This window comes from Geomicrobium sp. JCM 19039 (assembly GCF_000698145.1).
Taxonomy (GTDB): Bacteria; Bacillota; Bacilli; order Bacillales; family Marinococcaceae; genus Geomicrobium_A.
The window spans coordinates 17,208-39,088 of sequence record NZ_BAXB01000031.1 but is presented as its reverse complement, the minus strand read 5'-3'; the positions used below and the strand labels follow the sequence as shown (position 1 = coordinate 39,088).

Here is a 21,881-nt window from a genome sequence, read left to right as displayed (position 1 = left end):
TGATTTTAGCGCCGATTTCGCCAAACTCCTGCGCAGTTTGTTCCAACTTGCGCGCAGATTCCAAGATGAAGTGCCAACGACACGTCGGCCCCAACGGGCCGAAGCCAAATCGGACTCGGTTCGGCGCTGCTCGCGCCGACGTCTTGTGGGTACTTCGGGGAGGGGATTGTACTGGTGCTCCGGTAATCTGTTCCCGAGTTTGCTCACTCTGTTCCCTAGTTTATGAGAATAGACCGCTTTTCCTGTGACTCTTCCCAACTCGAGCACAATTTGCACTTACCAAGTTTACCGTTCGTTCTTGAAGTATTTTCTTTTGTTCAACACATTTAGATTCCGGCATTAAAAAACTCGATCCTTTTATTGAACAATGGATCGAGCGTTTAAGGTATGATTTTTGAGCGATTACGGCGATTTACTTGCCAAAATCCGTCCATAGAAAATTGTATGGGCGGATTCTGCCGCGCAGGATTGGCGTTCACCGGCCCGCTCCAACCCCCGTCACGTAATAAACGCTATGATATGCCGGTTTACAATCTCTGGTTGTTCCATATGCACCCAATGGCCGGCATCACTGACCCAAACACCTCTGCCACCGACCGTCTGCTCGAGGCTTTCTTTTGCAAGAGTACGGGCGAGGAAACGATCATTCATGCCCCAAATAATCTGTATAGGGACTCGAACTAGCTCATTAGTCGCCATGCTTTGTATGCTTAGCGGAATCGCACGATACCAGTTGATCATTCCCGTCAACGCACCGGGATGCTGCCAACTTTGTTCATACGCCTCTGTTTCTTGCTCACTGAATACCGGTTGTTCACTAGATACTTGTAAGGCGAGCTTCATATACGTGTAATCATCGGTTTGCAATGCTTTTTCAGGAAGATTGCGCATTTGAAAAAAAGCGATATACCAACTTCTGAACAGTTGGGTAGGGTTTTTCACCATGCCTCGAGGGAGCACGACCGGATGCGGGATGTTAATCGGAATGAATTTCTCAACGAATTCCGGGCGGGTAGTTGCTAGATGCCACCCAACCGCGCCGCCCCAGTCGTGACCGATGATGATCGCTCGTTCTCTTCCTAGTGCTCCGATCAAACCGATCACATCATCTCGAAGGGCGTCAATATGATAGCGTTTACGCCGTGCGGCTTCTCACTCCGGTCATACCCTCTTTGGTTCGGGATGAGCACGTGAAAACCAGCAGCAACTAGGGGGTCGATTTGCTCGCGCCACCCGTACCAAAAATCGGGAAATCCGTGCAATAAGATGACGAGTTTTCCGTTCTCATCACCCGCCCGGGCCACATGTAAACGGACACCATTTGTAGAAATATCCTGAAAGGTTACGCTCACACCCATCCCTCCACTATGCGGTTTGTTTGTACCTTATCGCATGCTTAGCAAAGCCGACAACGGTCATAATAATTCCAGCAGCACTTACGAGAGCAAGCACCCACGTACCCGCCATTGAGCTGTCAACAGTGAGTGAAATTGTCAAAAACGATAGGAGAGCTACGGCGACGAGTGAAAGTCCTGTAATTTTTAAATGACGCGTTTGGTATTCATTAATTCCAACGTAAGCAAAGCCAGCTAAAACGAGGATAAACGGCGCCACGTACATAAATTGAGTAATTGCGACCATGTTGTGAGGCACAACACCTTTCCTTATTTTTTCTTTATTGTATCCTAAATTATTGGATGTTAATATAGCGCACTAAATATCCGTATATGACAAATAATACACTAAGCGGAAACGTGATAATGAGCGCGATCCAACCGATCACTGGCGTGGTGACTGCAAATAGTAGTAATGTGGCGAGACCTGATACACCTAGAAAACCTAGTCCGGTATAAACAATTTGCATCCCGTCCATTCGCTTCGTAATCAAATAGATTAGACCAGCAGTAAGTAGTAATGCTGGCAAGAGTAACCAGAGGAAACCCATGTGTTTCTCTCTCCTTCGTCCATTCCATATATTCCCTAGATTTATTGCATACGGTTTGATACATTGATGATTAGTGTCCAAAATCTGTTGGGAGGTTTATTGATGGAAGATCAATTTGTTTGGCTATTCGCGATTGCGAGTCTCATCGGCTCAGCTGGTGTTATTATCGCATTTCGAATGACGCTACGTAAAATGGAGCACAAGCTCGATGATGCAAAACGCCATGAATCCGATGCATTACAAGTACTACAAAAAGAACAGACGAACTTCTTTATTAAAGTTCCTCTCTTTGAAGCGCCTGCCATTATTCTCCTCGTCGTCGGGATGTTCTTTTTATTCAATGATGCAGGAACCGCTGTTGTTTCTGCCATTACCATTCCTGCAATTATTGCGGTAGCTTCGATTGTGGCATCATTTGTATTTATATTTATTAGCACGAGACAAACGTTGCAAGTGATTGACAAAACGCATCACGGTGCGATCCGTACCCTTGCTTTCACTGCAATTCCACTCGCGAACAGCGTACCCATTATTTCAATCGTTGCGCTCATCCTTGCCCTAACAGGATTGGATTAAGGACGACACGAACCAGTCGCCTCAATTTGAGGCGACACGTTCTCGACTTAGCCGCGTAACTCCGCACGTAACTCTTTTGCTTCTTCTCCAGTCAGCCCTCGGCGTGTATGCCCATCACGGCCTGTTGTCGTCTCTGCCATTACGAGTGAATTCCAAATTGCCTCTTCTACAGCACTTGCCGTTGCATCAAATAGATCATTCATTTCTGACGTGTCATCGCGCAGAAATTCGAACTGCTCCACCTGGTCTCCATTATGCGTCACTTGATGTGCGGTTGAAAAAGCAATGGCTACGTCGCCACTCCCGTTATGTGCCGTGGACCCCGTGCGCGCAAGCCCAAATGCGGTCCGTTTTGCGATCCGCTGTAATTGCCGTTCATTGACGGGTAGATCGGTCGCAACAATCATCATAATCGACCCTGGAGGAACATCGGTATCGTTCCTCGCTCCATAATTAGATAGCACGAGCACACCGAGCATGCCACCTGCGACTCGCCGCGAGCTCGTCCCGACGCCCCCTTTGAAGCCAAGACAACTCATGCCTGTTCCTGCACCGACTGCCCCTTCCAACACAACGTCACTCGCTGCATCAATGGCTGATATTGCTTGATCAGGCCGCACGTGCAAGCCACGAATATCATTTAAATAGCCGTCGTTACACTCCCCCACGACAACATTTGCCGTACCGGTTGTTTTGCCAATTTCAGGGCACTGCTCAAACAAATGTTGCAACACGCCTTCTGTGACAGCAGGAACGCCAAACGTATTCGTTAACATAATCGGGCTTTCCAGCAGCCCTAACTCTTCGAGTTGGACTAAGCCGGTCGTTTTTCCAAACCCATTAATTACAGCCGCACCTGCCAATACTTTCTCACGAAACAAGTTACCCGAATGCGGAAGGATCGCTGTCACACCCGTTCTTATGCTTTCGCCGCGATTTAATGTCACGTGACCGACACGTACACCGGGTACATCCGTAATTGCATTCCTCTCACCGGTTTCCATCGTACCAAACGTAAACCCATACTCTCTTGCGCGTTTTTTCATTATGAAGATTCCCCTTTCTATTGGTTAAACATAGGCTAATGCAGGAGGGATTAAAGATGGTTAATAAAGCTGATTTACCGCTTGCCATTGCTGCAGGGCAGATCGAAGAGCCACGAACGGACGTGTTAGTTCCTGAAGTCGAAGGATATACGACCACATCAACAGAAGAAAAATTGAATCGTTCTATCCAAGACGAAGTATGGCAGCTCATGCTCACACAAGTACGGGCAAGAAGAAACCCATTTGACTGGACGGTTTGCGTTAAAGAACAATCAAGCGCGTGTGCTTAGCCTCACGTTAACGATGTATCAGTTTTCCGGCGGCGCGCACGGGACAACACTCGAACACGGGTTAACGTTTGATAGCGACACCGGGCATCCGTACACGTTGCAAGAACTATTCAAACCTAATAGCAACTACAAAAAGCTCATCAATAACAACATAAAAGCACAATTGCAAAAACGGAATCTAACGGAGGATCTGTTTAAACCTTTTGACACAATCCCAGACGATGTTCAATTTTACGTCGCTGACAAAACACTCGTCATCTTTTTTAATCAGTACGACATCTTGCCGTACGTATTTGGAATTACGTACTTCCCCATTCCATTATATGCGTTGCAAGAAGCAATCCCGGATGACGGGCCGCTCAGTCGTTTGCTCTAGTGAGCGGCCAATTTCTGGCCTAAACGATACGCACCGGGAGCCATCCCGGTGTACCGTTTAAATATCTTATAAAAGTACGTATAACTACTGAAACCTGCTGATCCAGCAATTTGTTGAAGCGTATGGTCTGTGCGCATCATCCGCTCCTTCGCAATCCCGACCTGGACGTGATGGGTGTACCCAACAATCGTCTGGCCTGTATGCGCTTTAAACAGATGAAGCGTACGTGACGTACTCAAACCGACGTGAACGGCCACATCCGCTACCGCAAACGTTTCCGTTGCATTCTGCTCCACATACCGCATCATCTCCCTCACGACGTACGGAGTATGCTCAGCCACTTCCCGCTGCCTCGCTCGGTCAATAAATAGCGAGAGCGTCTTCAGTAAATGAGCGATCACCTCTTCATTCCACTCATCCCCCGGCCGTCTCCGCTCAAGAATAATATATTGCCAAATCGTCGTCACTTGAACGTCTACACCGGTATGAACCAAACGCTCATCCCAACCTACAAACTCATCCCCCTCCACGGCCAGATGATAATCTCCACTCGGCACGTCACCGGTATATAGTTCATACGAGTCCCCCGGAGCAATGACCAAAAGATCCCCTTCTCGTTGATGAACGGTTTCTCCATTCACAACGACGACACTCTTGCCCTCGGTCTGTAAACGTAACAAGTAGGCTTCTTTCCCAAAATTATTTGTCGTCTGAAATGGTGCAGCGTGATGAGAATAGCCGCAAATAACGACGTGGGGATGCATACATTCACCTCATTCTTTTTCTAAATAATAGCAAGATCGTTCATATTTTAACAGGATTAGAGATTCCCGCACCTGATCGTGTGATTTATGATAGGGGCGGAGGTGCAAACGTTGATTACAATATGGAATGAATTTCGTCATGAAAAAGAAGATGACCAAGTCGCTCGGCTCTATCCGAACGGAATCCACAACGTCCTAAAGGACGTCATTTCTGAAGCGGGTTACACGGTGAAAACCGCAACTTTAGATGAAGAGGAGCACGGATTGTCTGCACAGGTGCTTGATGAGACGGACGTTCTCGTCTGGTGGGGTCATAAAGCTCACGATGAAGTGGATGATCAGGTCGCAGAACGGGTTGCCGAGCGTGTGCGTCAAGGCATGGGGCTCGTCGTGTTGCACTCGGGTCATCATTCGAAAGTGTTCAAAAGGTTGATGGGGACGAGCTGTGACTTAAAGTGGCGCGAAGCCGGGGAAAAAGAGCGGATATGGACCGTTGACCCGACGCACCCGATTGCCTCAGGGATTCCTGAGTATTTCGAATTGGAACAAGAAGAGATGTACGGGGAGCACTTTGACATCCCGACGCCCGAACAGCTCATCTTTGTTAGCTGGTTCCAAGGTGGAGAAGTATTTCGTAGCGGTTGCACGTTCACGCGTGGTCTCGGCAAGATCTTTTACTTCAGGCCCGGTCATGAAACGTACCCGACGTATTATAAAACGAACGTACAGCGCGTCATCCAAAACGGGGTCGAGTGGGCACGACCGATCAATATAACTCAACCGGTGCGCGGCAACTGCTCACCTCTTGAGAAGTCGGTTCACCCATGAAAATACAGATTGGAATTGTTGGCACAGGAGGAATCGCAACCGATCGACACATCCCAACTTTCATGCAGCTTCATGAGAAGTGTGACGTCTCAGCCGTGTACGATGTAGACGTCGAAAAAGCGGCACGCGTTGGGGAAGCCATTGGGGCAAATGTGTATTCAAGTTATGCAGACATGCTCAAGCACGTGGATGCGGTCTGCATTTGTACGCCAAACGCATTTCATGCCGACTTAGCCGTTGCCGCCTTCGAGGCTGGCGTTCACGTGTTCTGCGAGAAACCGATGGCAATCTCTTCAACAGATGCCGCGCGTATGAACGACGCTGCCAGACGTTCAGGGTATGTGCTTGCCATTGGCTTTCACTACCGATTCATGCACAACGTACAGGTAGCCAAAAAGCAAATGGCAAGCATCGGTGATCCGCTCGTCGTTAGGGTTCGCGCGATGCGCCGCCGCAAAGTACCCGGTTGGGGTGTGTTTACGAACAAATCGCTCCAAGGCGGCGGCAGTCTCATTGATTACGGCTGCCATTTGCTCGACACAGCACTTTGGCTCATCGATAACCCAAAAGCTGTTGAAGTGACAGGCGCAACGTACAATCGGTTGAGCAAGAGCCCACATCTCGTAAACGATTGGGGCGTCGTTGACTATGAGACATTTGATGTCGAGGACCACGCCACCGCCTACATTCGTTTCGAAGGCGGCGCTTCCTTATTGTTGGAATGCTCCTGGGCCGCCAACATTAAGGAAGATACCGAAGAAATCTCGATTTCTGGCAGCGATGGCGGCATAAGCGTGTTCCCTCTTGAGCTGTACCAAGACGCTGCTGAGCAAGGTGAGGCTCTGTCCAACGCTTCTTATGAAATCGCACAAGCTCAGAATTTCATTGGGGCGTGCCTCGGTCAAGAAACACTCGTCGTTCAGCCAGAAGAAGCGATGCAAGTAACCGAGGTAATAGAACAAATCTATGAGCGAGCAGAGCGAGGGTAAAGGGGTATCTGCACATACGGACTTTTCTTTCGTTTACAATTTTTGCTGGTATAAACGCTAGGGGGCATTCTGCGCTTTAGTTCAGCTCATCTGCGCTCTAGTTTGCTTATTTTTGTAGATTTGCCCCTGATTTAGGCGAACTTGCGCGCAGTTTATCCCAACTTGCGCGCACATTTCATTATGGGAGCAACCCCTTATACACGGGCGCGGACGAGGTAGCGGGCGTGGGTAAGCGCCAGTCCACGAGAGGTTGCCTTTGCCGCAAATACTCGCTCGACTTCCGGTAAAGCACGTCGGGTTAACGTGGCAAGCACTTCACTGCTCTGCCCAAACGCTTTCATTTTGATCACATCGATCGGTCGCTTTATGTATTCCACACTCAAGATTTCTTCGCAATGACTCTCTGAAAAACCACTTTCCGCGAGCCGTTGCTGCAACTTACTTAGTATCGGTGTTCCCTTTACTGGCTCATACAGGTTAGGAAAAAGTATTGGGAGCTCCTGTCCGAGACGGTCTCCAGGATGCAGCCCAAACACAAACCCACCTTTCTCTACGACACGGGCAATGTCAAGGTAAGCAGAAGTTGGTCCTTTTCGAATGTACGCCAGCTGAAATTCGCCACCCTTAAAAGGAAGCTGACGCGTGTCACCACTGCCCACTACAAAATGTACATTGGCTCGTGCCCCCTCCCACGCTTGTTCGATAAAACGCTCTACTCGGTCGTACCCTGTTACCTTCGCCGCAACCTGACTACAGCGACGTGCAAAGGCCCCATGCCCGCAGCCGATGTCGACAACACGCTGACCTGCCGAGTGGTCTAGCACAAGCTTATCAAAGACCGTTTCTCCATTCGGCTCTGTAACCGTACTTTGCCATTCATACTCATACTTCCCTTTTTGAAGACTGAGCTGTTCATACCACGCTTTCGAGTGAGCAGGTACCCAACCAGGAATTGTCTCTGGATTGGTCAATGTAATCACATCCTTTGCTAATGAATCGTTTGTATGTTTAGATAATTAAAAATTCAGTTTCAGGAGGAGATCATTTGCCACGATTCAAAATGGTCGTTGCCGTACACTTATTTCTTTTAAAGGATGATCACGTTTTGCTATTAAGAAGGTATAACACTGGTTATGAAGACGGCAAGTTTAGCGTCGTTGCCGGTCATCTAGACGGCGATGAGAGGGTTAAAGAAGCAATTGCTCGAGAAGCCAAAGAATAAGCAGGCATTACAATTGAAGAAAAAGATCTACACATTGCTGGCGTCATGCACAGAAAAGCGAATGATGAGCGAATTGACTTTTTCGTTTCCAGTGACACTTGGGAAGGAGAAATCGAAAATATGGAGCCTGAAAAATGTGACGAGCTCGCATGGTTTGCACTCGATCAACTACCTGAAAACACGATCGACTATGTGCAAAAAGCGCTCGCCAACTTTAGAAGTGACACCTGGTTTGATAGTTACGGGTGGGAAGATTGAAAGTTGAAAATCTGCTCGTTTTTAATCTCCACTACAGCCGGGGACATGTCGACCATAGAATAGGGGTGACTGAACATTAGCGTCTCGTTCCTTCACTTAAGAAGTAGAACGTTAATCTACTCGTTAACACGAACGAGGGGGCCTGATCTTTGTCGTGATTTTAATTCGTTGGTTACCCACTATGGGTGGATTTTCTAAAATTTGATAGCATACTAGACTAAAATTTTACCATTGGGCTTTATATGGAAGGATTTCTCGTTTCTATGGGTAGATTTCCAACAATAGATCTTGTAAAACTAGGAGAATCTTACCATAAAGGGTTCTACGGTAAGATTTCCACCCACAGCTCACTTGGGGTTTATAATAAGACGCCAATTGCCGCAGAAATCCGTTTGTGACTGTTGCTCAAGGAAAAGTCATCATTACTCACCTGAACGGTCACATAAAAGAGTTGAATCGTGCAACCCCTTTGACTTCTTTAGTAACGAAGGAACTCACCGTTCAATTTTTTACCAGCCAGGCAGAAGCTTTACCATAATACGCGTTCAACTCAAATATTTTAGATGTTTATAAAGGATTTCTTTCAGAATTCCTGAATCTTCTGATTCCAAATGCTCAGTCAATCTTGCTGCGGCAATAATAGGAATCCATTGATAAATCTCTTCTTCAATGACTCCTGCTTGTTCACAGTAGATGGTCAAATACTGCTTAGCTAAGGGCAGTGAAGACTGGGCAATTAATATGTATGTTCTTGCAACATCGGCTCTCCTGTCGCCAACACTTGCATCGACCCAATCAATGATCGTAACGTCTTCCTGATCAATCAACACATTGTTCGGGTGAAAATCTCCATGACATAACCTCGGTTCAAACTGAAAGGTGCTTAATCGGTTCAACAACAAATCGACAATGTTTCTTTCTAGGTCAGAAGCATTTAGTTGCCGCCGTAATTTGCCTGTCATCGGTTCAAGGGCGTCGAATTCAGGTTGGATCTGATGGATTTCCACGTGCACATCCACACAAACCCGGATGTAAAATTCATCTTGTTGTTCATTTTTCTGTAATAGCGGGCCTATCGGCTTTCCTTGGATATACTCCATAACGATCGCTTGTCTACCTTCTACTTCAATAACGTCTGCTACTCTTGGAACACGCAACCCCGTTGAATAAGCTAATCGCTGTTTCTGCGCCTCATACAAAGCTTCCGTTTTTGGTAAATATTCTTTGAATACTTTGACTACGTGATGTTCACACCGATAGAGATCTGCCGTATTTCCTTTCGCAAAAGGACGCTTTACAACCATGATCCACACCATCCTGTCGTTATTCTAGTCATTCATCAGTCGCTTTCATTATACCCATACTTGGCGCTGATGGTCTTCCAATAATAAAAAGCCGATGGAATCCATCGGCAAAACCCACACTCTACAACGTTTTCAACAGTTCGTACAAGTTATTTTTTGCTTCAAAACCAACCCCTGGCGCCTCGGGTAATGCAACGTAGCCATCGCTCACCGCCAATGTGTCCGCAAATCCCCCAAATGGTTGGAATACACCAGGATAAGATTCGTTGCCGTATAACTTTAACCCTGCGGCGATGTTTAACGACATTTGATGGCCGCCGTGCGGGATGCAATTTCTGGATGACCACCCGTGACGTTCGAGCATGTCGAGTATTTTCATATATTCAACAAGTCCGTAGCTTAACGCACAGTCAAACTGTAAGAAATCGGTGTTCGGGTTCATCCCACCGTAGCGGATCAAGTTCTCTGCATCTTGTACGGAAAACAAATTCTCACCCGTTGCTATCGCTTGGGGGTACACTTTTGAGAGCTCTGATTGCAGATGATAGTCGAGAGGGTCTCCAGCTTCTTCGTACCAAAACAGTTCATACGGTTCAACCGCTCGTCCGAATTCAATGGCTTGCTCAAGCGTAAAGCGCCCGTTCGCATCGACCATAAGATTGCGTCCAGAACCAACTACATCAATCGCCGCTTCAATTCGTTTCAAATCTTCAGCAATGGGTACGCCGCCGACTTTCATTTTCACGGTTGAATAGCCCATATCCAAATACGATTTCATTTCATCTTGCAGCTCACCAATCCCTTTACCTGGATAATAATATCCGCCTGCTGCATACACAAATACCCGTTCATCAGCAGTGCCATCGCCGTACTGATCAGCAAGCCATCGGTAGAGAGGCACTTCTTCAATTTTAGCGACCGCATCCCAAATCGCCATATCTAACGTTCCTACCGCTACAGTTCGCTCACCGTGCCCCCCTGGCTTCTCATTGCTCATGAGAATACGATGGATATTTTCAGGAGAGAGGTTTGTCCCTTCCGCATTGACAATATCATCAGGATTCGCTTCAATAAGCCGAGGAATAAAGCGCTCACGCAACAACCCACTCGGTGCGTAGCGACCGTTCGAATTGAATCCATACCCGACGACCCGCTTACCATCACGAATCACATCCGTCTTCACCGCAACGATTGAAGCCGTCATTTTACTAAAATCAATATACGCGTTGCTAATGTTACTTTTAATCGGTACCGCACGCTCTTCTACTGACACAATTCTCATAGGTTCTCCACTCCTTGTTTTGAATGTTCGACCGTATATAATGCAAATACCGTGCCAAATCGTAAAAGCGCCGCTATAAGGATTTTCGCATTCACATCTTTCAAATATGAAATCTATCTTTTCTATTCTGAAATCCTTCTCCAAAGTGTCGTCAAACTAATCCCATACGTTTTGCAAAATTCCTCTTTTGTTCCTTGAAACTGAGCATATAGCTTTTGCCACAATTCTTTTTCCATCTGTTTGTAAGACTCGGACACCCGGACCGTCACTTCTTCGGTTCGTTCGGTAGACCGCTCAAGAAATGCTTCCACCCCAGCGCGTGTCAACGTTTGTTCAGGATAAGTAATGACGAGGCGCCGGATCCAGTTTTGTAGCTCTCGACTATTCCCATACCACGGATAAGCGATTAATGGTTCGAGCACAGAACTGTCCGCCAACGTAATCTGTCTGTTCTCCCGTCTCATTTCTATATGAAGAAAATGTTCCGCTAAAACAGCAATATCTTCCTTTCGGTCACGTAAAGGCGATATATTGAGAGGCAACGTCGCAATCCGGTAATAAAAGTCCGCTTTAAATTCGCCTTCCTCAATCAAGTCGGCAATGGGTACGTTCGTCGCACAAATGAGGCGGACGTTAATCGGGATGTTGCGCTCCCCGCCCACCCTTCGTACTTCTTGTTCTTGTAGCACTCTAAGCATCTTCGTTTGAAACGACCGGGACATTTCATTAATCTCATCGAGAAACAATGTACCTTCGTGAGCGAGCTCCAATAATCCTGACCGGCCACCCTTTCTCGCACCTGTGAACGCCCCTTCCTCGTAGCCGAACAGTTCACTTTCAAGTAACGCTTCGTTCAAGGCACCGCAGTTCACAGATACGAACGGTTGATGTTGACGTTTGCTCGCATTATGAATGCTCTGAGCGAATAACTCTTTACCCGTCCCTGTCTCCCCATAAATGAGCACCGTCCCTTCAGAACGAGCAAAAAGTTTCGCCTCTTCAATCGTTTGTTGCAGTTCAGCATTCACTGTCAGAACATCGGCAAACGTATGCTTCGCCACAAGCCCTTTATCATAAAGTTCCTTTCGGATCTTAAGCTCCAACTGCTGCACATCTTGAATCGCTTCAAACCATTGAATCGCACCGCTCATCGTCGGCACAGTCGTCACGATCAACTGCTGACCCCCAACCGTCACAACCTTGCGCTTCTCCTCCATCGTTTCCACTTGCTTTTGGAGCGCTTCATGTCGAACGACCTCACGGTATGCATTCGATTTTTTTAGAGAAGGAAATAACGTTACCGCATGCTCGTTATACGTCTTGATATGCTCCAACTCGTCGATGACGATCACCGCTTGCGTCATCGAACCGATGATAAGTTCGAGCTCTTTTCGCTTCGCTCGTTCACGGTGTTGGATCTCTAACGTACGGACCGCTTGTTCGATTGCTTGCTCCAACGCTTCATGACCCGAGCGTAGCAATGTTGCTCGTAGCCCTTTTTGTCCCGCAGCGGCGACCGCCCTACGATCCCCGATCAAGAACTCACCGCGATGTTCATCTAACATTCTCTCTAGCTCATCTTTTTGATGATAGCGCAGCACGTGGACCGCCCGGTCGTTCAGCGACAATGTATACGCCTCGGTTTGTTCGATCAGCGATGCGTAAAGCAAAACGACAATCGTTTGATCGCCTTCTTGGGTGGCAACCGCCACTTCACGTAACAAGTCATACGGCGTAATCGGAATTTGTACATAAGGCAATTCCGTTTGCTCGTGTAAAAACGCCCCCAAACCTCCACGAGAAACGATCAGTTTCGCTGTAGGTGGAATGTGTGCAAGTGTGTCTCTCCAATCATTCTCTGCGCAGATGAACGTTACGCGATACGGCCGCTCACTCAATTGCTTTTCAATCATCTCGATTTGTTCATCTGTCACTTGAAACGGCGCACTGATGACAATCTCTTCCATATCACATCTGCTCCCCTCACCAAAATCTTTCCTGCTGGTACTGCACAGAGTTCGTGCATCCGCTCCATCATCTCAACCCAATGTGTACGCCCAACACTTTGGCTATACGATAGATATCCACCGATTTCCTCGTACCAAGCCGTCGCGGTTTCGTGAATCAAATCAAGTTCTGCGAGCGCTCGGTCAGAAAACTCGATCCGATCTTCTCGTTCAAGGTTATCGTCAACTTCTCGATGTTCAATCTCCTGCAATTCTTGAAGCATAAGATCGGCTGTAACCGTTGTCGTCTGACTCAAGGGAGACGATACGTTTGCATGAAACTCAAACGCCATCCGCTCCAGCTCATGGCTGTTTTCTTTGATCGTCTCCACCGCACGAACGACTTGTTCCCATTGTGAAACCGAGATCTCCGCGTCTTCGGTCACCGTTTGGAGAATCTCAGCGAGCAGATAAACCTCATTTTGCATCTGATTTTGGTACGTATTGATTTGTAGGCTCAGGTAATTCTGTTGCTCATTGTTCGTTTGCTGAAGTGAACCGGCGTAAAGAACGAGCACCATCACCAAACCGATAAACAGCCAAAATCTTTTCTTAGAAATTTGAATCATGAAAAACCTCCTGTCTCATCAATCTAGCATACCGACGGTATAGGTGAAACAACGATCTGAGTAACACCTGCTTCCAAAAATGACATTGGATCATTCATTTAATTTTCGCAAATGTTATTGCAGTGGATTTAAATTTCCAACTAACAAAAAAAAGACTAGACACGGTATTTCATTTGTATTAGTATGTTCATTCGTGATTAAAAAACGAAGGGAGCGGTTGAACATGCGTATGAACTTCTCTAGAAACATGATTCTGGCTGTTTTTATGTTAGGGACGTTTGCCGTCGGCATGACGGAATATGTCGTTACTGGGTTGCTAACTCAATTTGCCGAAGATTTAAACGTGGAAGTATCCACTACAGGTTTGCTGTTAACCGTGTATGCAATTAGCGTCGCCATTTTTGGACCGATACTGCGAATCGTGACGCTCAGATTCTCACCTAAACCACTGTTGTTGGCACTAATGATCCTGTTCATTCTGAGTAATATTTTGGCAGCGACCGCTCCCAATTTTGACGTGTTATTACTATCGAGACTGTTTTCTGCTGCGATGCATGCACCGTTCTTTGGGATTTGCATGTACATCGCCATCAGCATATCTGACCCAACGAAGCGGACCGGGGCAATTGCCGCTGTGCAAGGAGGCCTGACGATCGCCATCATGATTGGTGTACCGTTCGGATCTTTTCTCGGCGGAATGTTTGATTGGCGACTCGTCTTTTGGTTCATGGCGGCTCTCGGATTGCTCACGCTCATTGGGATTATGGTGACAACGCCAAACATCAGGCCATCAGAAGTACCGAAAGTGAAAGATGAATTGCAGATGCTCAAAAATAAAAATGCCCTCATGACGATCGCCATTATCGTACTTGGGTTTTCTGGTGTGTTTACCGCATATACGTTTAAGGAGCCGATGTACCGGGAGTTTGCCGGCTTTGATGTGACAGGCATTACACTCGGGCTGTTTTTCTTCGGACTCGGTGCGGTGATCGGCAACTTCGTCTCCGGCTCGGTGAGACCGAGCCGCTTGACGAGTCGGTTGCTACTCGCACTCGCCGCATTAGCGGTCGTGCTCGTTTCGTTCACACACTTATTGGCGTTTGCACCTATGGCCATTGTGATGAGCTTTCTCTTCGGAGCGGGAACGTTCGGAACGACACCGCTCCTGAATGCGAAGATCATTCTTGCGGCTAAAGAAGCGCCGTCCCTATCCGGTACGATTGCCGCTTCGGTGTTTAACTTGGCGAATGCGATTGGTGCTGCTTTAGGTTCTTTCCTACTGGGAGCCGGCTTTTCTTACACGACGATTACGTATGTAGCGGGAGCTATGATTACTTTCGGCCTTATTCTCACCTTTATAAACGTAAAAACCGAAGATCGTTCGGTTTATGAAGCGTAATTTACAAAATCCCCCATAGACCTCTCTATGGGGGATTTTGCCAACCATCTTTTCTAAAGTCCCATCATAAATGAATCGGATCCCTACATACAACCATACCTGACAGCCCCTCTTTATGATCCATTGCTATGCTCGTCACGAAGGGTTCTTTTTAATACTTTGCCGCTTGGATTTTTCGGTAGGGATGGTACCACTTTTATTTGCTTTGGAACTTTGAACTTGGACAATCGCTCTCTGCAAAACTGTGAAATTGCTTCTTCTTGCAAATCTGATTCAGGCTTAACGACGACAAGTGCAGTAACGGCTTCAATCCAATACGCGTCGGGTGTTCCGATAACAGCGACTTCCGAGACGCCTCAAGCTCGTACAATGTTTCTTCCACTTCGCGACTGGACACATTCACCCCGCCGGTATTGATCATATCCTTCTTGCGGTCAACGATGGTGAGGTAGCCTTCCTCATCCATAAATCCGAGATCGCCACTGTGGAACCAACCGCCTTTAAACGCTTCTGCCGTTTTCTCAGGATCATCAAGGTAGCCGGTCATCGCATGCGGAGTTCGGTGTACAATTTCTCCCACTTCGCCCCGAGGGACTTCCTCATCGTTTTCATCAACAATTCGAGTGTCTACATTTAATGATGCCACGCCGGCGGAACCAAGCTTTTTCAGTTGATCTTCAGGCTGCAAAGCTGTTGCTAGTGGGGCCACTTCGGTCTGACCGTAGAAATTCCAGAAGCGTGCATTCGGCAAACGATTGGACAATTCTTTTAACACTTCTCTTGGCATGCTCGCCGCTCCGTAGTAGCACTTCTCAAGAGCGACTAAATCTCTAGACGCAAATTCCGGGTGGCGCAAAAGGGCGATCCAAACGGTCGGCGGGCAGAACAGTTGTGTCGCCCCTCCCTTTTCAATCGCATCAAAGATCGCTTCTGGCTTCGGCGCACCTAAAATGATGTTCGTACTACCGAGATAAATGCTTGGCCCGAGAAAAACGTGAAGCTGTGCACAATGGTAAAGAGGCAACGCATGAATCATAACGTCACGGGGTTCCATCTTCCCTTCTACGATAACGCTTACATATTCGCTAATTAAACTTTTATGCGTGAGCATAACCCCTTTTGGTCGGGATTCGGTTCCGCTCGTATACAACACTTGTGCCAAATCATCGTCTTCAATAAGCGCCTCAACCAATGTTGACGGTTGGTCTTTCCGCAACTGATCGAGAGTTAACCACCCATCTCGCTCAGTCTCTGTATCTAGCAAATACCGGTTCGCGACCGTGATTTCTGCTGAGGCTACGTCGAGTACTGGTGCATACTCTGTGGAGCTAAGCACGGTATTTACTTTGGCGTGTTGGAGAATATAGCGAACATCGGTCACTGTCAACATGTAGTTAATCGGAACCATCACCGCACCGATGCTTGCTAACGCATACTGACCGACCACAAAATCGAGGCTGTTTTTTGACATGATGGCGACCCGGTCACCTCTCTTCATGCCTCCGGCAATGAACGTATGAGCGGTTTGATTTACGAGATAAGTTAACTGTTCATACGTGTATTCTTCGCCCTCATAAATGATCGCCACTTTTTCTGGCATCCGTCGACGGGTTCTTTGGAGCAAGTCGATTAACGTTTGTCTTCGGACTCGTTGCACGGTTTGATCGATGGACATTGTCGGATTCATGTTTTCACTCCTCATCATTTTCTTATCATTATTATAATTCAGTTAACTAAAATCCCCAATGTATTTTTTTGTCTTGTCCTGTCATACATCTTTAGAGACTGGTATACTTGTACCTAAGACTTTTATCTAGGAGGGCGAGCATGGACAAAGCCGAACTACTCCAAAAGTACCGCGAGAAAAACGAGCAACGTGTAGCTGCCCGTTCCAACATTCACAACGTCAATCGTGCAACGGAGCAGCCAACGAAAGACCGAACGAAAAAAATGAAACAGCTCGAAAACAATTTGAAACGCGAGCGTAAAAAAAATGAAGACTTGCGCTCAGAACGGGATTCATTAAAACGAAAACAACACCATTTCAAACAAAAAATATCAGAACAATCAGTACAATTGGCTGATGAACGGGCGTCGCATTCTGAAACGAAAGAGACACTTCATCACGCCGAAAAGCGCATATCCGCATTACAAGCACAACTCGAAGTACAACGAACTGAACTCGTTCATATGAACCAAATAAAGGAACTGCATCAAAAACAATCGCAACGAATTCGCGACCTAAAACAGCATAACCAAAGGCAAAAGGAAGCGCTCTGGCAGTTGAAAAGTCAACCTTCGACTTTTTCTGCACATGCGAAGAAGGAAATTGCGCAACTCAATCGTAAAATCCATGAATTACACGAGTTAAAAGATGTAAAGCACACGCCCGAGTCACTCGTTTCAAAACTGCGTCTTGGGATGAATGCACAGAATATCGATCAATTGTTCACGAATGGGGAGAATCAACTGGCACGGCTGGCAGAAACCGCTGAAGAGCTGAAGAAAGCAAGACATCGACACGTATCGAGGACATCCCCCAGTTCTCCCAACCCGCATACGCATTATGGTCACATTGAGAAGAAGAACGGGCGATTGTTTTTTATCACACTGAGTAACGAAGCCTTTCAGGCAGAGAGCAACACGGACGTCACCGACGGCACGCCAGTGAACGCAACGATTCGGAACAAAATCGCTTACGTAAATCAAGTGCTGCATTTAAATGTCCGAAAAACGAAAAAGCTAGCTCGAAAAAAGAAAACAGCGTACGGTCGGCGCCCCCTGGTAGCGGGGCAACACATCGGAAGCTTTCACGTGCTGCTCGTCGGTTCAAAGAGACTGAATCGTTACAAGGCGCGGTTGGAGGAGCACGGGCTACAGGTCACGGTCATTAATCCTTATGAAGAGAATTATCATAGGCTCCTCCATGTTCATTATGACTTGGCGATTTTGCTTACCGCTCACGCTCCCCACGCCATTTACCATTATTTCAACACCGCCTCTGCCCGCGTTGAAACGATGAAGCACGACAATGAAGAGAATATCGTCGCCCGGGTCCGATTTTTTGCAAAGCAACAGGAATGGCGAAAGGATCGTGTGCTAGAGCATCGTTTTGAATAATCATCGCGCGGCTCGTCCGAGAACGCGGTTGGCTACGACGGTCACGACAAACGCGCACACGAACGCAACCATCATACTGACGACTAACCCGACAGCATCTGTAGACGCAAATGGCGCCATAAAGGTCGGTAAATAAGCCGTACCTCGAACATCGAACAATCCGACCATCATGCCGCCGAGCCCTGCCGAAACAATCGCCCCAGCAAAGATGATTTTGCTGGAAAACATGAACGGATACGCTGATTCCACGAACGTCCCGAAACCAAGGTTAATCGTGACACCTGGTGCAGCGAGCGCCGCTTGACCTCGCTGCTTCGGGAAGAACACATGAGCGAGATTAATACCTGCAGCAACCATGACAAGTGACACAAGGTCAACAGCACCCAAAAAGCTCGCGCCGGTTCTTTCCATTTCAAATAAGACGATCGGCAAGATGGCGGCATGGTACACGCCGCCTAGTATCGCTGGCCAGATGAGCAGGCCTGCAAGCGTACCGGCTAACATTGGATTGAACGCAATTGCACCTTCTATGCCTGAACGAACGAGCTCACCGGCTTGCAAAGCTATCGGACCTAGCACGAAAAAGACGACAAGCCCCGAAGCCAGTCCAGCCAGACCTCCAGCAAAGATATTCACCGTTGTCATCGGAAAGCGCCAGCGAATCATTTGCATGAACAATACGTTTACAGAGATACCAGCAAGAATTCCACCAATCATTCCCCCGATAATGCCGCCTTCAATCGATAATGTTCCGGCAATGACCCCTGCCACAATCGACACTTCATCTAAATCCGACACTTGCTTGGCGGCAACGACGGCGATAACAACGGGTAGCGCCGCAATTAAGACATCAAAGACCACCGCAAGGCCAGAAAAAAGCGGGACTTTGCTCAATGCCAAAATGAGTGCCATCGCAATGAACGCCGGCAAAGAAGTCATCATGATTCCTTTAATATTAATATTCTTTAGAGGGTTTTTCTGATTTTTGTTATTAAAATCTTTCGATAGTTGCGGGCGGAACTTGACGCCTCCGTGTTTCGCTAAGGCAGCGACGAATGAAATCGCTCTCGTCCGATTTGTCGTTCCTGTTGTCCCAGAGCTTGCGATGACATTCGCCCCACTCGCCTGAATATCGGCCATCGCTGTGCCACCGGTTCCGACAATCGGTATTTGACGCTCGATAGCTGCGCGGAGGGCCGCTCGGTTCGCGTTCTTTGGATCAGCACTCATTACGATGAGACCGTCTACTTCTCCGCTATGTATGTGGTTTGCCATTTGCGCATCCCACTGGGCGGCCGCTTCGTTTATTTGTTGCAACTGCCCCGTTTCGATTGGTCGAATGTCCCCTTCTACGATCGTGTATAGCGTTGCACCTGTCGTCTGTTTTGCCCGGTCCATGCTCGCATCTGCGCCAATAAACTGTACGTGATTCACTTGCATATGTGCAGCTTCACACTGTACGAGCAGTTCCTGTAAAAGCTTCTCCGCATCTTGCCCACCATGATTGAACAAGTTCCCACCGCTACTACCGATGATTGCAACGTTTTTCATGATCTCCCCATCTCCTTGACGCTTTATCTCTTTATTCCTTTACCATGATATTGTAGCAAAGAATCGAGCCGATGGGTGCGGATTTTTCTGAAATCTCAGGTGAGGGTTGGCATCCATAAATCGCCCGCCGTGTTTTCTATGAACTCCAGAGCATAAGTACGACATCACCTCTCACTGCGCTCCGCTTGTGCTCGCTGTGTCTACTTGACAGTCCAGACTATAGGGGCAACATCGGTTCGGTGCTGCCTCCTGGCTACGGTGTGTGGAAAGAAGTCCAAATGCCCCATATATTTATTAATGTGACACTTGAGAAAGAAAAATCATGTTTTTAAACGTGAATGCGCACATAAACGGTGTCAACTGTCACAAATATTGCGATTTGTGACAGTTGCGTGCCGAAAGTGCTCGGTTTGAGGGTTGGATTGTCACAGACGCGACCGGCCATCACATGCTTGTGCCAGGTGGTGAGACTCGGTCACGACTTTTTACCCTTCGGCAAACGTTTTTCGTGTTGCCTCAACCCTTGCAGTGACGAACAACGTTCGGCAACGAAGTTGTCGAAGTGCAACGAGATGAATTTCAACAGACAATATGCAAGCACTCTCCCGCAAAGACCCATCTCCTCGGTCATCCGATTCAGTGAATTTCTTTAGTGCAACTTATCTAGATCGTTTTTGACGGTTTTCGGCACCGGAGGTGGCGAGGGGAGCTCGACTTTGGCATTTTCTAGGAGATCGGTGATCTAGATCGCAATACCGAGCGATCATGGCGACACCCTCTGCCCCGCACCATGTAAAAAACGGATGCCCATAGCGGGACATCCGGTTTTTAGTGACCGTGGGTGTTGATTAATCGTTGTCTTGGATAATGTACGGTTTGTGTTCGAGGTTATGCACGGTTTTAATATAGCGAACGGTCTTCGTTTTGGCGCGCATGACAATGGAGTCTGTTTCGACAAGTCCTCCGCCGAGAAACTTGGCTTCCCCGAGAATTGTGCCTGACGTGACGCCTGTCGCGGAAAAAATCGCGTCATCTCCGGCTACGAGGTCATCGAGTTGGAGAATGCGGTGCGGGTCTTCAATGCCCATTTCTTTACAACGCTCGATTTCTGCATCGTTCTGTGGTTTGAGTCGGCCTTGCATTTCGCCGCCGAGGCATTTGAGACCGGCTGCAGCAACGACACCTTCTGGGGCGCCGCCGATGCCTACGAATAGGTCGACACCAGTGCCTGGAAGCGCTGTTGCAATTGATGCACTAATGTCATTGTCTGAGAACATTTTTACACGTGCGCCTTTTTTCCGAATCTGATCGATTAACTCTTCATGACGCGGGCGTTCTAACACCATAACCGTGACGTCTTCAACGTTTTTATTACTTGCTTCGGCAACGATTTCAATCGTTTTCTCGATCGGATCGCTAAGGCTTACTTTACCGGCCGCATGTGGACCGACAGCTAGTTTTTCCATGTACATGTCCGGTGCGTGTAGCAGTTTTCCTCGGTCTGCGATGGCAAGCACGGTCATCGCATTCGTATAGCCTTTGGCAACAATGGTTGTCCCTTCAATAGGGTCAACAGCGATGTCTACTTCTGGACCATTGCCTGTTCCTAGTTCTTCACCGATATACAGCATGGGTGCTTCGTCCATTTCACCTTCACCGATGACGACGCGTCCTTTCATGTTCACCGAGTCAAAAATTTCTCTCATGGCGTTTGTTGCTGCTCCGTCTGCCTTGATCTTGTCCCCACGTCCAAGCCACTTTGCTGCTGCCAACGCAGCTCCTTCTGTCACACGGGTTACTTCTAATGCTAGTTCTCTATCCATACGTCCCTCCGCCAGTAAACATTATTCGAATAAAATAAGTATATCATATTTTTAATTAGTATAACTCATTTTTATTCGGGAATGTATTCCATCGGTTCTTCAACGCGTGCATATCCATTTTTCTTATAATACGGCTCTCCTGCCTCACTTGGCCAAACGAGAATAAATTCATACTCGTGTTCTTTTACCCATTGATGAATATGTTCGAGCAATTGACTGCCAATGCCCATCCCCCGGTGAGACGGAACGGTATACACATTCGTCATATACGCAAAAGGACGAGTAACTCTTCCTGGACGAGGAACTTTATCGACGAGCTGGATATACATGTGACTCACAATAACGCCTGCTTGTTCAGCTACCAAATGTGCCAACGATCCCCCGCGATTGCCTCCTCAAGAAATCGGCGGCATTCCTTTTCGTACGCGTGTACATCTGCTTGCTCTTTTTCGGGATGATCCTCAATTGTAAAATCCCAGCGCATCTTGATAAGGCGCTCCGTATCAAGGAGATTAGCTTTTCGAATTTGCATG

The 21,881-nt window shown here is 47.5% G+C and carries 24 protein-coding genes and 1 pseudogene; 9 read left to right on the top strand and 16 right to left on the bottom strand.

Features of this window, described 5'->3' with window-relative positions:
* Window positions 1-498 precede the first annotated feature (498 nt).
* From JCM19039_RS19315 to JCM19039_RS19305, 4 genes are read right to left on the bottom strand one after another with little or no spacing between them, the layout of a single operon-like run.
* Entirely contained in the window at window positions 499-1,095 is a 597-nt protein-coding gene (locus JCM19039_RS19315; RefSeq protein ID WP_307190308.1) for an alpha/beta fold hydrolase, read from the bottom strand.
* Window positions 1,096-1,100: 5 nt separating this feature from the next.
* The gene (locus JCM19039_RS27565) at window positions 1,101-1,352 is read right to left on the bottom strand and encodes an alpha/beta fold hydrolase (protein WP_307190307.1); all 252 of its coding nucleotides are present in this window, start codon (window positions 1,350-1,352) and stop codon (window positions 1,101-1,103) included.
* 13 nt (window positions 1,353-1,365) lie between these two features.
* A complete protein-coding gene (locus JCM19039_RS19310; RefSeq protein ID WP_042430349.1) occupies window positions 1,366-1,641 on the bottom strand; it encodes a hypothetical protein in 276 nt (91 codons plus the stop codon).
* A 49-nt stretch (window positions 1,642-1,690) separates the two neighbouring features.
* On the bottom strand, window positions 1,691-1,945 hold the full coding sequence (locus JCM19039_RS19305) for a hypothetical protein (protein ID WP_042430344.1): 255 nt from the start codon (window positions 1,943-1,945) through the stop codon (window positions 1,691-1,693).
* A 102-nt stretch (window positions 1,946-2,047) separates the two neighbouring features.
* Here JCM19039_RS19305 and JCM19039_RS24630 point away from each other — a divergent pair, with 102 nt between their 5' ends.
* Window positions 2,048-2,521: a hypothetical protein gene (locus JCM19039_RS24630; RefSeq protein ID WP_042430343.1), complete on the top strand. Its 474-nt coding sequence runs from the start codon at window positions 2,048-2,050 to the stop codon at window positions 2,519-2,521.
* 47 nt (window positions 2,522-2,568) lie between these two features.
* Here the strand turns inward: JCM19039_RS24630 and JCM19039_RS19295 are convergent, their stop codons facing one another.
* Window positions 2,569-3,567 (bottom strand): P1 family peptidase, encoded by a 999-nt coding sequence (locus tag JCM19039_RS19295; RefSeq protein ID WP_042430342.1) that lies wholly within the window; start codon window positions 3,565-3,567, stop codon window positions 2,569-2,571.
* A 56-nt stretch (window positions 3,568-3,623) separates the two neighbouring features.
* Between JCM19039_RS19295 and JCM19039_RS22630 the strand changes: the two genes are divergently transcribed.
* Together JCM19039_RS22630 and JCM19039_RS19290 are read left to right on the top strand one after the other, a co-directional pair.
* The gene (locus JCM19039_RS22630; protein ID WP_052398961.1) at window positions 3,624-3,857 is read left to right on the top strand and encodes a hypothetical protein; all 234 of its coding nucleotides are present in this window, start codon (window positions 3,624-3,626) and stop codon (window positions 3,855-3,857) included.
* Complete coding sequence (locus tag JCM19039_RS19290; RefSeq protein ID WP_152550288.1) at window positions 3,811-4,233, top strand: DUF3298 and DUF4163 domain-containing protein; 423 nt, start codon at window positions 3,811-3,813, stop codon at window positions 4,231-4,233. The genes JCM19039_RS22630 and JCM19039_RS19290 overlap by 47 nt, the downstream gene beginning before the upstream one ends.
* Here JCM19039_RS19290 and JCM19039_RS19285 read toward each other — a convergent pair.
* A complete protein-coding gene (locus JCM19039_RS19285) occupies window positions 4,230-4,997 on the bottom strand; it encodes an AraC family transcriptional regulator (protein WP_042430341.1) in 768 nt (255 codons plus the stop codon). The genes JCM19039_RS19290 and JCM19039_RS19285 overlap by 4 nt on opposite strands.
* 111 nt (window positions 4,998-5,108) lie before the next feature.
* Between JCM19039_RS19285 and JCM19039_RS19280 the strand changes: the two genes are divergently transcribed.
* Together JCM19039_RS19280 and JCM19039_RS19275 are read left to right on the top strand one after the other, a co-directional pair.
* Window positions 5,109-5,825, top strand: a complete 717-nt coding sequence (locus tag JCM19039_RS19280) for a ThuA domain-containing protein (RefSeq protein WP_238545153.1) — start codon at window positions 5,109-5,111, stop codon at window positions 5,823-5,825.
* Window positions 5,822-6,814 (top strand): Gfo/Idh/MocA family protein, encoded by a 993-nt coding sequence (locus JCM19039_RS19275; RefSeq protein WP_193744304.1) that lies wholly within the window; start codon window positions 5,822-5,824, stop codon window positions 6,812-6,814. Before JCM19039_RS19280 ends, JCM19039_RS19275 begins: the two co-directional genes overlap by 4 nt.
* Window positions 6,815-7,008: 194 nt before the next feature.
* On the opposite strand, the gene JCM19039_RS19270 is transcribed toward JCM19039_RS19275, so the two are convergent.
* Window positions 7,009-7,785: a class I SAM-dependent methyltransferase gene (locus tag JCM19039_RS19270; RefSeq protein ID WP_052398959.1), complete on the bottom strand. Its 777-nt coding sequence runs from the start codon at window positions 7,783-7,785 to the stop codon at window positions 7,009-7,011.
* Window positions 7,786-7,859: 74 nt separating this feature from the next.
* On the opposite strand from JCM19039_RS19270, the gene JCM19039_RS27560 reads away from it, so the two are divergent.
* Together JCM19039_RS27560 and JCM19039_RS27555 are read left to right on the top strand one after the other, a co-directional pair.
* The gene (locus tag JCM19039_RS27560) at window positions 7,860-8,036 is read left to right on the top strand and encodes an NUDIX domain-containing protein (protein WP_307190306.1); all 177 of its coding nucleotides are present in this window, start codon (window positions 7,860-7,862) and stop codon (window positions 8,034-8,036) included.
* Between the two features lie 45 nt (window positions 8,037-8,081).
* Window positions 8,082-8,294 carry a hypothetical protein gene (locus JCM19039_RS27555; RefSeq protein ID WP_307190305.1) on the top strand — a complete coding sequence of 71 codons (213 nt, stop codon included), beginning with the start codon at window positions 8,082-8,084 and terminating at the stop codon, window positions 8,292-8,294.
* Between the two features lie 545 nt (window positions 8,295-8,839).
* Here the strand turns inward: JCM19039_RS27555 and JCM19039_RS19260 are convergent.
* From JCM19039_RS19260 to JCM19039_RS19245, 4 genes are all read right to left on the bottom strand, one after another.
* The gene (locus JCM19039_RS19260) at window positions 8,840-9,598 is read right to left on the bottom strand and encodes a phosphotransferase family protein (RefSeq protein ID WP_042430335.1); all 759 of its coding nucleotides are present in this window, start codon (window positions 9,596-9,598) and stop codon (window positions 8,840-8,842) included.
* A gap of 121 nt (window positions 9,599-9,719) precedes the next feature.
* The gene (locus JCM19039_RS19255) at window positions 9,720-10,880 is read right to left on the bottom strand and encodes a mandelate racemase/muconate lactonizing enzyme family protein (RefSeq protein ID WP_042430330.1); all 1,161 of its coding nucleotides are present in this window, start codon (window positions 10,878-10,880) and stop codon (window positions 9,720-9,722) included.
* Window positions 10,881-11,002: 122 nt separating this feature from the next.
* Window positions 11,003-12,847, bottom strand: a complete 1,845-nt coding sequence (locus JCM19039_RS19250) for a sigma 54-interacting transcriptional regulator (protein ID WP_042430326.1) — start codon at window positions 12,845-12,847, stop codon at window positions 11,003-11,005.
* Window positions 12,811-13,455, bottom strand: coding sequence for a hypothetical protein (locus JCM19039_RS19245; protein WP_042430323.1), 645 nt, complete (start codon window positions 13,453-13,455; stop codon window positions 12,811-12,813). Before JCM19039_RS19245 ends, JCM19039_RS19250 begins: the two co-directional genes overlap by 37 nt.
* Window positions 13,456-13,678: 223 nt before the next feature.
* Here JCM19039_RS19245 and JCM19039_RS19240 point away from each other — a divergent pair, with 223 nt between their 5' ends.
* Entirely contained in the window at window positions 13,679-14,854 is a 1,176-nt protein-coding gene (locus JCM19039_RS19240) for an MFS transporter (RefSeq protein WP_042430320.1), read from the top strand.
* A 113-nt stretch (window positions 14,855-14,967) separates the two neighbouring features.
* On the opposite strand, the pseudogene JCM19039_RS19235 reads toward JCM19039_RS19240, so the two are convergent.
* Window positions 14,968-16,559 (bottom strand): annotated as a pseudogene (locus tag JCM19039_RS19235) (fatty acyl-CoA synthetase).
* A gap of 122 nt (window positions 16,560-16,681) precedes the next feature.
* Between JCM19039_RS19235 and JCM19039_RS19230 the strand changes: the two are divergent.
* Window positions 16,682-17,974, top strand: coding sequence for a hypothetical protein (locus tag JCM19039_RS19230; RefSeq protein ID WP_042430318.1), 1,293 nt, complete (start codon window positions 16,682-16,684; stop codon window positions 17,972-17,974).
* On the opposite strand, the gene JCM19039_RS19225 is transcribed toward JCM19039_RS19230, so the two are convergent.
* The 4 genes from JCM19039_RS19225 to JCM19039_RS26005 form a co-directional block, all read right to left on the bottom strand.
* The gene (locus tag JCM19039_RS19225; RefSeq protein WP_042430315.1) at window positions 17,975-19,525 is read right to left on the bottom strand and encodes a PTS sugar transporter; all 1,551 of its coding nucleotides are present in this window, start codon (window positions 19,523-19,525) and stop codon (window positions 17,975-17,977) included. It lies immediately after the preceding gene.
* 848 nt (window positions 19,526-20,373) lie between these two features.
* The gene (glpX, locus tag JCM19039_RS19220) at window positions 20,374-21,348 is read right to left on the bottom strand and encodes a class II fructose-bisphosphatase (protein ID WP_042430314.1); all 975 of its coding nucleotides are present in this window, start codon (window positions 21,346-21,348) and stop codon (window positions 20,374-20,376) included.
* 71 nt (window positions 21,349-21,419) lie between these two features.
* Window positions 21,420-21,722 carry a GNAT family N-acetyltransferase gene (locus JCM19039_RS19215; RefSeq protein ID WP_238545152.1) on the bottom strand — a complete coding sequence of 101 codons (303 nt, stop codon included), beginning with the start codon at window positions 21,720-21,722 and terminating at the stop codon, window positions 21,420-21,422.
* Complete coding sequence (locus tag JCM19039_RS26005) at window positions 21,707-21,880, bottom strand: hypothetical protein (RefSeq protein ID WP_238545151.1); 174 nt, start codon at window positions 21,878-21,880, stop codon at window positions 21,707-21,709. The genes JCM19039_RS19215 and JCM19039_RS26005 overlap by 16 nt, the downstream gene beginning before the upstream one ends.
* Window position 21,881 lies beyond the last annotated feature (1 nt).